12 protein-coding genes and 1 pseudogene are annotated in these 15,016 nt (G+C 70.7%); 5 read left to right on the top strand and 8 right to left on the bottom strand.

Annotated features, from left to right (window positions below; translation table 11 throughout):
• The 6 genes and pseudogenes from ABZT87_RS31105 to ABZT87_RS31080 all read right to left on the bottom strand — a co-directional run.
• Positions 1 to 639: pseudogene (locus ABZT87_RS31105) on the bottom strand (4Fe-4S ferredoxin); the annotation flags it as partial.
• On the bottom strand, positions 629 to 3,901 hold the full coding sequence (fdh, locus tag ABZT87_RS31100; protein ID WP_355140008.1) for a formate dehydrogenase: 3,273 nt from the start codon (positions 3,899 to 3,901) through the stop codon (positions 629 to 631). The pseudogene ABZT87_RS31105 and the gene fdh, both read right to left, overlap by 11 nt.
• A gap of 89 nt (positions 3,902 to 3,990) precedes the next feature.
• Entirely contained in the window at positions 3,991 to 4,419 is a 429-nt protein-coding gene (locus tag ABZT87_RS31095; RefSeq protein WP_355140006.1) for a DUF6069 family protein, read from the bottom strand.
• The gene (locus tag ABZT87_RS31090) at positions 4,416 to 5,399 is read right to left on the bottom strand and encodes an RNA polymerase subunit sigma-70 (RefSeq protein ID WP_355140004.1); all 984 of its coding nucleotides are present in this window, start codon (positions 5,397 to 5,399) and stop codon (positions 4,416 to 4,418) included. The genes ABZT87_RS31095 and ABZT87_RS31090 overlap by 4 nt, the downstream gene beginning before the upstream one ends.
• Positions 5,396 to 5,644, bottom strand: a complete 249-nt coding sequence (locus tag ABZT87_RS31085; RefSeq protein WP_355140002.1) for a hypothetical protein — start codon at positions 5,642 to 5,644, stop codon at positions 5,396 to 5,398. The genes ABZT87_RS31090 and ABZT87_RS31085 overlap by 4 nt, the downstream gene beginning before the upstream one ends.
• Before the next feature lie 33 nt (positions 5,645 to 5,677).
• The gene (locus tag ABZT87_RS31080; RefSeq protein ID WP_355140000.1) at positions 5,678 to 7,522 is read right to left on the bottom strand and encodes a hypothetical protein; all 1,845 of its coding nucleotides are present in this window, start codon (positions 7,520 to 7,522) and stop codon (positions 5,678 to 5,680) included.
• A gap of 378 nt (positions 7,523 to 7,900) precedes the next feature.
• Here ABZT87_RS31080 and ABZT87_RS31075 point away from each other — a divergent pair, with 378 nt between their 5' ends.
• The 3 genes from ABZT87_RS31075 (at position 7,901) to ABZT87_RS31065 (ending at position 10,878) form a co-directional block, all read left to right on the top strand.
• On the top strand, positions 7,901 to 8,242 hold the full coding sequence (locus ABZT87_RS31075) for a hypothetical protein (RefSeq protein ID WP_354862426.1): 342 nt from the start codon (positions 7,901 to 7,903) through the stop codon (positions 8,240 to 8,242).
• Entirely contained in the window at positions 8,239 to 8,898 is a 660-nt protein-coding gene (locus tag ABZT87_RS31070) for a nucleotidyl transferase AbiEii/AbiGii toxin family protein (protein ID WP_355139998.1), read from the top strand. Before ABZT87_RS31075 ends, ABZT87_RS31070 begins: the two co-directional genes overlap by 4 nt.
• A 189-nt stretch (positions 8,899 to 9,087) precedes the next feature.
• Positions 9,088 to 10,878, top strand: a complete 1,791-nt coding sequence (locus ABZT87_RS31065) for a 5'-nucleotidase C-terminal domain-containing protein (RefSeq protein ID WP_355139996.1) — start codon at positions 9,088 to 9,090, stop codon at positions 10,876 to 10,878.
• A 76-nt stretch (positions 10,879 to 10,954) separates the two neighbouring features.
• Here ABZT87_RS31065 and ABZT87_RS31060 read toward each other — a convergent pair whose 3' ends face one another.
• Entirely contained in the window at positions 10,955 to 11,128 is a 174-nt protein-coding gene (locus ABZT87_RS31060; RefSeq protein WP_234591432.1) for a hypothetical protein, read from the bottom strand.
• Positions 11,129 to 11,365: 237 nt separating this feature from the next.
• Positions 11,366 to 12,520 carry a geranylgeranyl reductase family protein gene (locus tag ABZT87_RS31055; RefSeq protein ID WP_355069087.1) on the bottom strand — a complete coding sequence of 385 codons (1,155 nt, stop codon included), beginning with the start codon at positions 12,518 to 12,520 and terminating at the stop codon, positions 11,366 to 11,368.
• Positions 12,521 to 12,666: 146 nt separating this feature from the next.
• On the opposite strand from ABZT87_RS31055, the gene ABZT87_RS31050 reads away from it, so the two are divergent.
• Both ABZT87_RS31050 and ABZT87_RS31045 read left to right on the top strand, forming a co-directional pair.
• Positions 12,667 to 12,903 (top strand): hypothetical protein, encoded by a 237-nt coding sequence (locus tag ABZT87_RS31050; RefSeq protein ID WP_354862434.1) that lies wholly within the window; start codon positions 12,667 to 12,669, stop codon positions 12,901 to 12,903.
• A gap of 72 nt (positions 12,904 to 12,975) precedes the next feature.
• Entirely contained in the window at positions 12,976 to 14,409 is a 1,434-nt protein-coding gene (locus ABZT87_RS31045; protein ID WP_355139994.1) for an MFS transporter, read from the top strand.
• Positions 14,410 to 15,016 lie beyond the last annotated feature (607 nt).

Below are 15,016 nucleotides of genomic sequence, written 5' to 3'. Positions count from 1 at the left end.
ACACACATCCGACATCATCAACCACCGAAAATCCGACCGCTGCTCCACACCAGTGCCCCGCCCCGGCGGCTGCCCACCCGGCATACCCAGGAACTGCGGGCCCGCGCCGCCGTTGGCGCCGGTGGGGCCGTCTCGGGTGACGGTGGGGTGTGTGCCGTGCGCGGCGGCCGGGTCGCCGAGCACGTCGACCCGGCCGCCGGGCACCGACTCTCCGTTGGTCGGGGTGCCGGTGGCCATGCGGGCGGCGGCCGACGGTGACCCGGGCGGCAGGCCCGGGTCGGTGCCGGTCGGGCCGCTGGTGCCGGCGGCGACCGCCGCCGACGCCGCGCTGACCGTCGCGCCGGTCGGCGTACCCGCGAACGCCGCGCCGCCGTGCCCCACCGGACGTGGCTGCTCGATGAAAGCGACGTGCCGCCACGAGTTCGCGGTCAACGCCCCGGTGTTGTCGTACGACATGCCCAGCAGATCCAGGCCACTCTCCGGAACGCCGTTCCACTCCTTGCAGGCCACCTCGCACGCCTTGCACCCGATACACACGCTCGTGTCGGTGAAGAACCCCATCCGCGGCGGCGCGTCCACATAACCGGCGTCCGGGGCCGGATCGAGCGGCCCGTAGAGGCTGTTCGGGTCAGGAGCCATCGCGCCCCTCCACGTCCTGGTCGGTGGTGACGGCCGGCGCGTGTCCCCCCGGTGTGATCCCGGCCCGCCGCTGGTAGTCGGCGACCAGGTCGAGCAACGCCGTCCCGGTGGGCCGGCGGCCCGACCGGACGTCACAGGTACCGATCTTGCTCTCCTGGATGAGGACGTTGGGGTCGAGGGTGATGCCGAACAGGTCGTTGGCCGAGTCGCCGGTGACCAGACCCTCGTAACCGAAGTGGTACGGCAGCCACAGCTGGTGGATGATCCGACCGTCGACCCGCAGCGGGGTGAGCCGGTCGGTCACCAGCACCTTCGCCTCGATCACCGCGCGCCCGCTGACCAGGTGCGCCCACCCCAGATGCGCCAACCCGGCCTCGGCGGCCAACTCGGGCGACACCTCGACGAACATCTCCGGCTGCAACTCGGCCAGCGGGCGCACCGTGCGGCTCATCCCACCGGCGGTGTGGTGCTCGGTGAGCCGGCTGACCGTGAACACGTACGGGAAGACCTGGCTGTGTTCCTCGGGCGGGCTCGGGTTGACCGAGTTCACCGGGTGCGCGTACGACTTGCGGGTCGGGTTGGCCTGCTGCCGGTAGAGCGGGTTGCGCACCGGCGACTCGACCGGCTCGTAGTGCGTCGGCAGCGGCCCGTCCAGCACGCCGCTGGGCGCGTAGAGCCAACCCTTGCCGTCGCCCTGCATGACGAACGGATCGTCGCCGGCGATCCCCTCCGGTCCGGACGCGCCGGCCGGCGGCCGGTACGACGGAGGCTTGGTCTTCTCGAAGTCCGGCACGTCGTAGCCGGTCCACTCGGCCTTCTCCGCGTCCCACCACACGTAGCGTTTGCGTTCACTCCACGGGTTGCCGTCCGGGTCGGCCGAGGCGCGGTTGTAGAGGATGCGGCGGTTCGCCGGCCAGGCCCAGCCCCACTCGGCGGCCACCCAGTCCTGCTCGTGTCGGGACTTGCGGCGGGCGGCCTGGTTGACGCCGTCGGCGTACACGCCGGTGTAGATCCAGCAGCCGATCGCGGTGGAGCCGTCCGCACGGGCCTCGGCAAAACTGGACAACGGACGGCCGGTCGTCACGTCGTACCCGTTGATCTCCCGCAGGACCGACTCGGCGCTCGGCTCGGCGTGCGGACCGTGCGTGGGGTAGTCCCAGGTGAGGTCGAGCAGCGCACGGTCACGCGGCAGCGTCGAGTCGGCCAGCTTCTCCCGCAGCTTGCGCCCGAGGTGGTAGAAGAACCACAGCTCGGAGCGGGCGTCGCCCGGCGGCTCGACGGCCTTCTCCCGCCACTGCAACAACCGCTGCGTCTGGGTGAACGTGCCCTCCTTCTCGACGTGCGAGGCGGCCGGCAGGAAGAACACCTCGGTACGACATTCCTCGGGCACGATCTCGCCGGTGGCCACCTCGGGGCCGTTCTGCCAGAAGGTCGCGCTCTCGATCATGAACAGGTCCCGCACGACCAGCCAGTCCAGATTCGCCATGCCCAGGCGCTGCGCCCGGCCGTGCGCCGAGCCCACCGCCGGGTTCTGCCCGAGCAGGAAGTACCCCTTGATCTTCCCGTCGATCATGTCCAGCACCTGCTGATAGGTGCCGTGATCGCCGGTCATCCGGGGCAGGTAGCCGTAGCAGTAGTCGTTCTCCGGCGTCGCCGCGTCCCCCCAGTACGCCTTGAGCAGGCTGGCGGCGAACGACTCGGCGTTGCCCCAGAAGCCCTTCTGGCCGGGGTGCCGGATGCTGTCCACCCACTTGTCGAAGGTCGGGTGGTCGGCGTGGTGCGGCATCGGCAGGTAGCCGGGCAGCAGGTTGAACAGGGTCGGGATGTCCGTCGAACCCTGGATGCTGGCGTGACCGCGCAGGGCCATCACCCCGCCACCCGGGCGGCCCATGTTGCCCAGCAGCAGCTGGATGATCGCCCCGGTACGGATGTACTGCACGCCGACGCTGTGCTGCGTCCACCCCACCGAGTAGATCAGCATGCCGGTGCGGTCCCGGCCGGAGTTGGCCGTCCACGCCTGGGCCAGTTCGAGGAACTTCTCCTGCGGGATGCCGCAGACCCGCTCCACCATCTCCGGCGTGTAGCGGGAGAAGTGCCGCTTGAGGATCTGGTAAACGCAGCGGGGATGCTGCAGCGTCTCGTCCCGCTGGGTCTGCCCGCCCACCGGCGCGCCGTGCGACTCGTGCGCCAACCCCGCGGCGTTGTCGCGCTCCTGGGCGGTGTGCCCGCTGCCGGAGGAGCCCTCGTGGCCCTCGTACTGCCAGCTGTCCTGCACGTAGCTGCCGGTCTCCGGGTCGAAGCCGGAGAAGAAGCCGTCGCCGTCCTCGGTGTCGCTGAACTGCTCGCTGACGATCGTCGCCGCGTTGGTGTAGGCGAGCACGTACTCGCGGAAGTCCAGCTCGTTGTCCAGGATGTAGCGCACCACGCCGCCGAGCAGCGCGATGTCGGTGCCCGCCCGGATCGGCAGGTACGCGTCGGCCACCGCGCTCGTACGCGTGAACCGCGGGTCGACATGGAACACCTTCGCCCCACGACGCTTGGCCTCCATCACCCACTGGAAACCCACCGGATGCGCCTCGGCCATGTTCGAACCCTGGATGACGATGACGTCAGCGTTGGCGATGTCCTGCTGGAAATCCGTCGCACCGCCACGACCGAAGCTGGCCCCCAGACCGGGGACGGTGGCGGAGTGTCAAATACGGGCCTGGTTCTCGATCTGCAGCGCCCCCATCGCGGTGAACAACTTCTTGATGAGGTAGTTCTCCTCGTTGTCCAGCGTCGCCCCACCCAGACTGGCGATCCCCAACGTCCGGTTGAGCGGCCGGCCCTGCTCGTCGACGTCCTCCCAGGTCTGCTCGCGGGCGGCGAGGATCCGGTCGGCGATCATGTCGAGGGCGGTGTCGAGGTCCAGGTCTTCCCACTGCGTCGAGTACGGCCGCCGGTAGCGGACCGTCGTCTGCCGCAACGGACTGGTCACCAGACTCTTGCTCGCCGAACCCTTCGGACACAACCGACCTCGCGAGATCGGACTGTCCGGATCACCCTCGATCTGCGTGACCTGCCCGTCCTTGACGAACACCCGCTGCCCACACCCCACCGCGCAGTACGGACAGACGGACCGGGCCACGCTCTCGGCGGTCTCGGTGCGGGCGGTCAGGCCAGCCGAGCGCGCGGACTTCGCTGCCGCGCCCCGGCCCAACGGGTCCGTGCCGGTGAGCTGCCGATACACCGGCCAGCCCTCGATGAACGTCCGCAGACCCATCCCCGACACCCCCTCCCACGCGAGCGACCTCACGAACATAAGTCAGATGAGGAGTCTTCGCTAATCGAGAGGGTGGCGTCGCGGCACCGTCACTCGGTGCGCAGGCTCCATCTCAGCGAGGGGATCATCACGGCCGCGGGAACGAGGTGCAGTCCGAGAAGGGCGGTGACGGTGGCGGCGCTGCCCCCGCAGAGCAGGGGCGCGACCAACGAGATCGCGGTCAGCGACACCGCCGTCCACACCCATCGCGCGGCGGGACGCACGCTCCACCGCAGCAGAGCGGCAGCGATGACGATGCCCACGACCGAGAAGACGCCGGTCACCACGGCGAACCCGGGTATCGGGATCGTCTCGCCGCCAGCGGGGACCGCGAAGTCGACGCCGGCGGCCCGGGCGAGCGCGGCGGCGACAGTGGTGGCCAGCACCGCGACCAGCGTGGCGACGAGCCCGACACCGGCGAGCCGGCGCAGTCGGTGGGTACGGCTGGTCCGGCCCGACGCCGGGGCCGCGGCGCTCACCTGGCACCGTCCGCCGGGAGGCGCTGCGGCAGCCCGAGCCGCGCGAACTGGTCGTCGTGGAAGATGACGATCTCGGCGACCGCCCCGCCGGTGACGCGCAGGACGTCGATGGTCAGCGGCAGGTACGCGTTCTCCTGCTCCCGCCACAGGTAGAAGGCGACGGCGGGCTGCCGGTTCACGGCGGTCGGGACGCCGCGTAGGCGTCCCAGGTCGGCGAACCCATCCTGGATCCAGTCGTCCAGCACCGCGTCGCGGCCGACGTGGACGCCGGGGGTGGGCGGCATCGAGCAGCGGACGTCGTCGCGCAGCATGGCGGCGAGCGCGTCGATGTCCTTGGCCACGCTCGCGTCGGTGAAGCGGCGCACCAGCTCGCGCGTCCCGGCGTCCTCCTCGCCGCCGGTCCAGTCCTGCCGCTCGGCGGGCAGGTGCTCGCGCATGCCGGCGCGGGCCCGTTGCAGCGCGCTGTTCACCGAGTTGACGGAGTCCCCGAGCAGCTCCGCGACGTCCTTCGCCGGCCAGCCCAGCACGTCCCGCAGGATCAACACGGCCCGGGGGCGCGGCGCGAGGTGCTGGACCGCCACCAGGTACGCCAGCTCGATCGTCTCCCGCGCGACCGCGACGGTCTCCGGCTCGTCCGCGTCTCCCGCCGGCAGCTCGTCGAGCAGCCGGTCCGGGTACGGCTGCAACCACCGCACCTCGCCGCCGGTCGCAGGCTCCGGGCGGCGCCTGGCGAGCAGGTCCAGGCAGGCGTTCGTGGCGATCCGGTACAGCCAGGCCCGGAACGACGACCGCCCCGCGAAGGTCTCCCGCCGCCGCCACGCGCGCAGCAACGTCTCCTGCACGGCGTCCTCGGCATCCTCGAACGACCCCAGCATCCGGTAGCAGTGCACGTGCAGCTCCCGCCGGTGCCGACCCGCCAGCCCTGCGAAGGCCGGCTCGTCGACCCCACCCACCTGCTCGTCCGTGTGCGCACTCGTCACGTCATGCTCCCGTCTCGTCGTGTCCCGTCGCAGGTATGACGGGTGCGGGCGCGACAACTCATCACCGGGCCGGACGATCCTCCTAGGTAGGCGGCGACCCGGCCGAGCAGGTTGCGCCCGGACGGGTTGTAGTCCCGGAACCGGCCGAACGTCTCGCGCTCCTGGCTGGAACGGATGAGCGCCTTCAACTCGGCGACGATCACCGCCTGCTGCCCACTCGACCTGGTCTCGAACAGCTCCCGCACGAAGGGCATGATCGCGCCGCCGACCGACAACTGCTAATGCGACAGCAGCGCGAAGAACTGGTCATCGGTCCACTCCTGACCGACCGGCAGGTATCGCCGCGCGTTCGCGAGGCCGTCCAGTTGATGCAACACGTGGTAGGCGATCAGGTACTCACCGAACGTCGCGTGCAGGAACTCGTAGCTGCTGCCGGTGACGAGACTGCTGTTGACGTCCGCCGCGTGGATGAAGAAGAACCGGGCGATCGTACGGATCGCCGGGTCCAGCGGGCGGGACAAATGCTTCCGGTTCCCGGTGTACGCGGCCGACGACAGCAGCATCGGCGCCAGGTCGGCGTCCAGGTCCTGGCCACTGACCGACTGCTGCCCCCGGTTGAACATGGCGAACGCCGCGATTCCGAGTTGCCACAGCTCGCGGTCCGCCTGGGCGGCGGCCTCGTCGCCCTCCAGCGGTCGACCCGCCGGCCGGGGCGCCTTGGTGACCTCACGACTCACGTAGCCGTTGAGCAGCCACTGGTAGAGCTGCCCCTGCGTGACCTGACCGGCGCCGTCCACCGGCGGGTCGTCCGTCGCCCCGAAGATCGCCAGCATGAGCAGGAGCAGCGGCTGACGGGCCAGCTCGCCCATCGACCACACGGTGTCCGCGGCGAGCGGTTTGACCGTCGCGTTGGCGATCGGCTCCCGATTGACCTCGTTCCACATGTCGACCCACGCGCCTACCTGCTCGCGGTCGAAATCGCGCAACTTGACCACCAGCGAGCCGGCCGGGATGTTCGCGATGTTGGCGACGACGGTACGGGAGGTCACCACGACGGCGACCGGCGAACCGATCGACGCCTCCTTTCCTGGAACTCCTGCACCTCGTGCAGGAAGCCGGACTCGGTCGCGCCGGTGGCCTGCATCAGTTCGTCCAGACCGTCCAGGAGGACCACTCTGGTGACGTCCTGACTGGCGTCGGACAGTTGACGCCCCCGCACACTTTCCGGCGCCCGGGTGACCGAGAATCACCAGCGGGCGCTCCGCGCTGCGAGCCGAGGCGAAGTACGCGGCGAGAAAATGATCCAGCCGGTGCCCGTTCCGCTGCTGCTTCCACCACTCCTCCTCCCAGGTACGGGACTGACCGTCGGTGACGGCCCACTGGAAGTGCGGATTTACGTAACCCGATTCGGTGGTCGGCATCCGCAGGCCCGACATCTGATCCATCTCGGTGACCTGGGCGATCGGCTCCGACAGGAGATGGCGGTTACGCTGCGCCATGATCGTCCGGTCGGGTCCGTGCTGCCTGTTCGGCAGGTACGGCAGGTCGTTGAGGAGCTGCTCCATGAGCGCGAGCGACCGTTGCTGGAACTGCACGGACGTGCGGTGCGCGGCCTCCTGGGTCGCCGCCACGAACCCGATCTGGTCCAGCAACGCCCACATGCCGAATTCCGGCACGTCGGCGGCCAGTCGACGGTAGTCGTCGCGGTAGGTTCTGATCGCGCTGTCGACGATGCGCGCCTGGATCAAATGCCCGAACTGGTAGCCCAGGTCAACCTCGATCTTCTCCCAGGCGGCGAGGCCCCGGAAGAAACCCAGACAGCGCTCCGTCATCGACTCGTAGAACGGGATCACCGAGGCCATCAGGTTGGCCTCGAACCCACAGCCCGCCCACGGCAGCGGCAGTTCCACCCCCAGCAGGTACGAAACGATGGTGTCGTGCGTGACAGCGCTACCGCCGGGAACCATCTTCTGTTTCTCGACCTCGCTGAGACGGAGGCTCGCGTACCCCTTGCCCACCACCTCGTTCAGGGCAGTGAAGAACGCGCCCGCCACCACCGCGGTGTGCGCGGCCGCGATCAATTCGTGCCGTTCCCGACCCTTCGCGCCGAAGGGTACGGTCACGGAAACGCTCGACGGCCATCGTGATCTGCTGGACCAGCTCGTTCTTCTGGTCGATCCATCCCCACGCGGCGCTGATCGCCGGCAACAGGGCGCCAGCGCCGCCGCTGCCGAGAGCCGCCAATCCCAGCAGGCTGCCGAGCTTCTCACTCCACCCCGCGTCGTGCTTGCCGAGAATTCGGCGGGCGGTTTCGAACGACATTGACGAACCGCTCACCGCGAGTCCCTTCAGATGACACCGGGAAGCGGCCACCCTAGCCCTGAAGAACCGGGCGAGCTGTCGGTTATCCGGCAGCTTTCCTCAACCACGCCGGGACGTGCGCGCAGGCCGAGGAAGGTCGCTTGAGCGACACCGGGACCGGCGGGCGTTACCCTGACAGCATGCAGGCCGTCTCGCCCACCGCGACCGGCGTGGTCTTCCTGGCCCGCCCGGGTCGTCCGGCCGTGGTGGCGCGCACCCTCACCGAGCTCACCGGCCCCACCCGCGGCGTCGTCGAGCTGCCGGTGCGGTTGATGTGGAACGCCGAGCGCACCTTCGACCTCGGCGACCCCGACCAGCTGCTCTGGATGTACGAGAACGTGCTGCGCGAGACCGCCAGCGCCGACGACCTGCGCATCCTGATCAACGGCCGGACACTACGTCGGGTGTGGCGGTTGCTCAACCTGCCCCGGGGCGTCCGCCTCGCCTGGGAGAGCCGGCACCGCGGCCTGCGCGCGGCGTGATCGCACCACATCTGCACGAGTTCTACCGGGAGGTGGCCCGGGTGGCGCTGACCGCCGCCGGGCCGTACCGGTTCGTGCTGGGTGGCGGGGTGGCCTGGGCCGCGCACGGCCTGGTCGCCCGGCCGACCGAGGACGTGGACCTCTTCGCCGACGTCGAGGGTGCTGCCGCGGCGGCCACCGCCGGGGTGCGCATGGCGCTGGAGCGGGCCGGGTTCACCGTCACCGACGCCGACCCGGACAGCGAGCTCGCCGATCTGTTCGACGGGTACGGCCAGGACATGAAGGACTTCGTGGTGAGCCGCGACGGGCGGCAGATCCGGCTCAGCCTGGCCCGGCTGGACCGGCAGCAGAGCCCGGTGGTGATGGACCTCGGCCCGGTGATGGACGTGCGCGACCTGGTCGCCAACAAGATCGCGGCGTTGGTCAACCGGCGGGAGGTCCGAGACTTCATCGACGTGGCGGCGGCCCTGGAGCACTACGACGTGACGCAACTGCTGATGCTCGCCCGGCAGGTCGACCCCGCGCTGGACCCGGCCGACGTGCGGGCCGCCGGGCGTTACCTGGACCGGCTGTCCGACAAGCGTTTCGGCCGCTACGGCCTGGACGCCGACGACGTCGCCCGGGTGCGCCACCGCTTCACCACCTGGCCCCGCTGACGCCACCGCCCGCGAACCCGTACTTCTTCTTCCTCGCACCGTGCGGGCTGCTCCCCCGCGACCTCGTCGAGAGCGCCCTACCCTGCGACGGCCTGCGAAAACCGGGGCTGGCGTGGCGCAAGTGACAGGCGCTGGCTATGGTGCGCGAGGCGCTCACGAGGCGCGTCCACCCCCATGGAAAGGCACGTCATGACCTCTGGATCCGGTCCGTCGCGTCGCCAGGTGCTCGCCGTCGCCGCCGCGGCGGCGACCGCCCCGCTGATCGCCGCCGCCCCCGCCCAGGCGGCGGGCGCGACCCGGTCGCGCACCTGGGACCTCACGCTGCTCGGCACGTCGGACACCCACGGCAACGTCTACAACTGGGACTACTACCGCGACGCCGAGTACGACGACAGCAAGCACAACGACATCGGTGTCGCGAAGCTGGCGACCCTGATCAACCAGATCCGCGCCGAGCGGCGCGGCAAGGCCACCCTGGTCCTCGACGCCGGCGACACCATCCAGGGCACCCCCCTCGCCACGTACTACGCCAAGCAGGAGCCGATCACCGCCACCGGCGAGAAGCACCCGATGGCCCGGGCCATGAACGTCATCGACTACGACGCCGTGACGCTGGGCAACCACGAGTTCAACTACGGCCTGCCGTTGCTGGATCTGTGGATCCGCCAGCTCGGCTTCCCGGCGCTCGCCGCGAACGCGATCAACGCGAAGACCGGCAAGCCCGCCTTCCTGCCGTACGTCATCAAGAAGGTCTCCCTCGGCTTCGCGGCGCCGACCCTGCGGGTCGGCATCCTCGGCCTGACGAACCCCGGCGTGGCCATCTGGGACAAGGGCAACGTCGAGGGCAGGCTGCGCTTCGACGACATGGTGGCGACCGCCGCGAAGTGGGTGCCGATCATGCGGGCCCGCGGCGCGGACCTCGTGCTGATCTCCGCCCACGGCGGCGACAGCGGCACCTCCAGCTATGGCCCGGAGCTGCCGAACGAGAACCCGGTGGCGCTCATCGCCCAGCAGGTGCCGGGGATCGACGCGATCCTCTTCGGGCACGCCCACAACGAGGTGGTCGAGCGGTTCGTCACCAACGAGCGGACCGGTGCGCAGGTGCTGCTCTCCGAGCCGTCGAAGTGGGGCCAGCGGCTCACCCGGATGGACTTCACCCTCGCCCGTGAGCATGGCCGCTGGACGATCACCAAGAAGGCCGCCACCATGCTGAACACCAACACGGTGGCCGAGGACCCGAAGGTGCTCGCCGCCGTGCGGGCCCAACACCAGAAGACCATCGCGTACGTGAACCAGGTGGTGGCCCAGGCAACCGTGGAGATGTCCACGGTGGAGTCCCGGTACAAGGACACCCCCATCCTGGACTTCATCAACCACGTCCAGGCCGAGACCGTCACGAAGGCGCTGGCCGGCACGCAGTACGCCAGCCTGCCGGTGCTGTCGCAGGCCTCTCCGTTCAGCCGTACCGCGGTCTTCCCCGCCGGCGACGTCAAGATCCGTGACGTGGCTGGGCTGTACGTGTTCGACAACACGCTCGAAGCGGTCGTGCTCAGCGGTGCCGAGGTGCGCGCGTACCTGGAGTACTCGGCGAAGTACTTCCGGACCCTCGCCCCGGGCGCACCGGTCGACCCGGAGCAGATCAACGACCCGTCGGTGCCGGACTACAACTACGACGCGCTCTCCGGCCTGGACTACGACATCGACATCTCCAAGCCGGTCGGCCAGCGGATCACCCGGCTGGTGCTGCCCGGCACCGACACCCCGGTGGCGGACGACGCGCAGTTCGTGATGGCGGTGAACAACTACCGGCGCAGCGGCGGCGGCAACTTCCCCGGCATCGTGAAGACCCAGGTCTACAACGCGCAGCAGGAGATCCGCCAGCTGCTCATCGACTGGGCGCAGGCCAAGGGGACGATCAACCCGGCCGACTTCTTCCAGCCCAACTGGCGACTGGTACGCGAGGGCGTGCCGGTCTTCTGATCGCAGAACGTCGGCGGGCCGTGGGTGGCGACACCCCGGCCCGCCTGCTCGTCTCTCAGCCCTGCACGTTCCAGTCTCAGCCCTGGACGTTCCAGCGGATCGGGTCCTCGGCCTTCTCCGGCCGGTCCCGCCCGGGATCGGTCTCGGTCAGCGCGACCCGCTCGTCCGGGCGAACGGCGGGCGGCAACTCCCCGAACCGGATGTGGCGCAGGAACGCGTACTCGTCCTCGGTGAACGGTTGCTCGGCCATCGGCACCCCCTCCTGCCCTGCCATTGTCTGACGGCGGGCGGCCCACAGCACCGGTCTGTCGGTTGACAGTCCCCTCGACCGTCGGGTGCGGCCCGACACACCCCGTACGGCATCCTAGGATCCTGGGTGTATGGCCTGAGGCAACGCGCCGTCGGCAGGGGCGGTCGGCAGGGACGGTCGAGCGGGCTGGCGCAGGCGAGGCGGGCCCGGCGGGCCTGCGAACCGCCGGGCTGTTGCTCAGGGGTGGATGCTGGCGGCCGGCCGGCGCGGGGCGGGCAGCCGGTCCAACACCGCGAGCGCCGCCCGGACCGGTCGACGTCGCAGCATGTCGTCGAAACTCGCCCGACCCTGACAGAAACGGACGAACATCCGCCAACCCGGCGGGGTCGCCAACAGAGCGTGGAAGACCTCCGGGCGGCGGGTGAACAGGTCGAGCAGCCGGAACCCCGCCCGCATCTCCGGCGTCAGGCCCTCGGTGACCGCCCGCTCGTACCCGGCCAGATCACCGTCGGCGACCGCCGCGCCGGCCATCTCCCCGGAGCGCAGCGCGAAGCTGATGCCCTCGCGGCTCCACGGCTCCAACAGCCCGGCGGCATCCCCCACCACCAACACACGGCCGTTGCGCAATGGGGAGTCCTCCGCACGGCAACGGGTCAGGTGACCCGAGTCGTGCTCCGCCGGCAGCCCGGTCAGGCCCAACCGGTCGACGAACTCCCGCAGGTAGGCGCGCGTCCCCTCCCCCGCCCCCCGGCCCGCGATCACACCGACGGTCAACCGGTCGCCCTTTGGAAACACCCAGGCGTACGAGCCCGGCATCGCCCCCCAGTCCAGCAGCAGTCGCCCGCGCCAGCGCTCCTGCTCGGCGGGCGGCACCGGCACCTCCAACTCCAGCCCCAGGTCCACCTGCCGGTAGCGCACACCCACGTGTCGGGCCGTCACCCCCGAGGAACCGTCCGCGCCGATCACCGTGCGGGCCGTGAGCGTCGTACCGTCGGCCAGCCGCAGGCGTACCCCCTCGGGGTCCTGCTCGATCGCGCGGACCGCGACCTGCTCCCGCATCTGCGCGCCGGCGGCGACCGCCGCCGCGCGCAGCCGGTCGTCGAACTCCTCGCGGCGCACCATGGTCACCACCGGACTGCCGTTGCGGCGGGTGAACTCCCGCCGGCCGTCGCGGGTGAACGTCACCCGGTCCACCCGGTCGTGCGCGGGCACCTCGATGCGGCCGCGCACGGCCGCCAGCGACGTGCCGATCAGGCCACCGCCACACGTCTTGTACCGCGGGTGCGCGGCCCGCTCGACAACCAGCGTACGAACGCCGGCGCGGGCCGCGGCGTGTGCCGCGGAGAGCCCGGCGGGGCCGGCGCCGACGACGACGAGATCCCAGACGATCACGGTTGCAGCCTAGGGCACTGTCCGCTGCGCGGCCCGGGCACGGCGAGCTGCCAAACGCCCGATCGAGTGGGCATCTTCGGTCAGGCAGGGGGTAACCGACGTGGCGCGACCGTCCGCGCGGGAGCGGACGAGCAGAGGAGGAGATCATGCAGCGGGTTCAGCTGTCGGAGATCGAGCAGCGCGTGTACCAGGCGGTCACCGCCCTCGAGGCACGTGGCCAGGTCCCCTATCCGGACCTGATCGCCGAAGGATCCGGTCTGACCGAGGAGCAGGTGCACACCCCACTGCACGAACTCACCCAGAAGGGCCTGCTGCACCGCGAGGACTCGCCGATGGCCGGCCTCGACTTCGGCCCCCGATTCTGCGCCCGCCAGATGGCGTGACCCCCGACGGTTGGCCCCCGCCTGCCGGGGTAGCGGTCAGGGATGCATGATCGACCGTCAACGGGGGGCAGCATGAGCGCGGCGCACGAGCCGCAGCCGGTCGACGCGGCCGAGAACCGCCGACGCTGGCAGGCCGTCGGTGTCGGGCTGGTCGCCGCGTTCATGACGCTGCTCGACGTGAGCATCGTCAACGTCGCGGTGCCGTCCATCGACCGCGCGCTGCACGCCTCCCCGAGCGACCTGCAGTGGGTCCTCTCCGGGTACGCGCTGACCTTCGGGCTGGTGCTCGTACCGGCCGGCCGCTTCGGTGACTTCCGCGGGCGGCGCAACGCGTTCGTCTTCGGCATTTCGCTGTTCACCCTGACCAGCGCGCTCGCCGGCCTGGCCACGTCCCCCACCTGGCTGGTCGCCGCCCGGCTGCTCCAGGGCGCCGCCGCCGGCATCATCAACCCGCAGGTGATCGGGTTGATCCAACAGCTGTTCCGCGGGCCGGAACGAGCCCGTCCGTTCGGTCTGCTCGGCGCGACCATCGGCATCTCCACCGCCGTCGGGCCGCTGCTCGGCGGGCTGCTCATCGCCCTGGGCGGCGAGGAGCACGGCTGGCGGTGGGTCTTCTTCGTCAACGTGCCGGTCGGCATCGTCGCGGTGATCCTCGGGTGGCGGCTGCTGCCCGGTCGACCCGCCGGGCAGCCCGGCCGACGCCGACTCGACCCGGTCGGTGTGCTGCTGCTCGGCGTCGGCGTGGTGCTGATCCTGCTGCCACTCGTACAGGAGCAGCAGTGGCGTACGCCGTGGAAGTGGGCGCTCATCCCGGCCGGCCTGGCGGTGCTGGTCGCCTTCGGGCTGTGGGAACGGTGGTACGCGCGGCACCGCGAACCCCTGTTCGACCTGCGGCTGTTCACCTTCCAGTCGTACACACTCGGATCGCTCATCGCGCTGGTCTACTTCGGTGGGTTCACCGCGATCTTCTTCATCTTCACCCTGTTCCTGCAGAACGGGCTCGGCTACAGCGCGCTCGTCGCCGGTCTCGCCATCACCCCGTTCGCGCTCGGGTCCGCCGCCGCGTCCGCGCTGGGGGGCCGCGTCGTCAACCGCTTCGGCCGTCCCCTGGTCGCCCTCGGACTGCTCGGCGTGGTGGTCGGCCTGGCCGCCACGGTGCTCGCACTGCGCCTCGCGCCCGACGCCCCGGCGCCCTGGGTCACCGCCGCGCCACTGCTCGTCGCCGGTATCGGCAGCGGACTGGTCATCGCCCCCAACCAGACACTCACCCTCGCCCAGGTGCCCGTTCCCCAGGCCGGCAGCGGGGCCGGCATGCTCCAGACCGGCCAGCGGATCGGGGCGGCGGCCGGCATCGCCGCCGTCGGCTCGATGTTCTTCTCCTCGCTCACCGACAGTCGCGGCAACTGGACGTCGGCCTTCGAGAAATCGCTACTGCTCGCCACGGGGATCATCGCGCTCGCGCTGGTCGCCGCGCTGATCGACATCCTCCGCGGCCACCACGACTGAAAATCCCGGGAGTACGCGCGCCGCCCGGGCGGCGCGCCGCCCGGGTCGACGCGCCGCATGCCGCTTGGGTTCATGCGTCGCCCAGGTCGGCATGCCGGTTGGATCGATGTGCCACACAGACCGCATTTCGGTCGGGCCCACGCGCCGCCCAGGTCGGCATGCCGATCGGCGGTCAGTCACGGGCCGGGCATACCAACGGCCGGCACCTGACCGCCGCCCGATGTCCGCCGCCCGTCGGCGGTCGGGCGTCGGGCGTCGGGCGTCGGGCGTCGGGCGTCGGGCGAGATCTTGGACAGTTTCCGTTAGGGCCGAACGGAAACTGTCCAAGATTCACCGTCACGCGGGCCGACGATGCCGTTCGGCGGGCTGCGCCCGTGGATGTGAGGGGTCGGCCGGTCACTCGGCGGGGCTGTGTACGCCGCTAGCCGGCACCCGGCTCGGCGTGGTGGCCAGGTCAGTGGGCGGGGGCTGGATATGCCGATGGCCGGCACCCCGGGTTCGGGTGCCGGCCATCGGTCGGGTCGTGCGGTGGGTCAGCTGTTCCAGTGCTGGGCGACCAGGTCGGTGGCCTGCTGCTCCCACTGGGCGTAGGCGTCCGGGTACGCCG

The organism is Micromonospora sp. NPDC005237 (genome assembly GCF_040607775.1).
Lineage (GTDB): Bacteria > Actinomycetota > Actinomycetes > Mycobacteriales > Micromonosporaceae > Micromonospora.
Note: the sequence above shows the minus strand (reverse complement) of the source record. Positions and strands in the feature narration are given on the sequence as shown.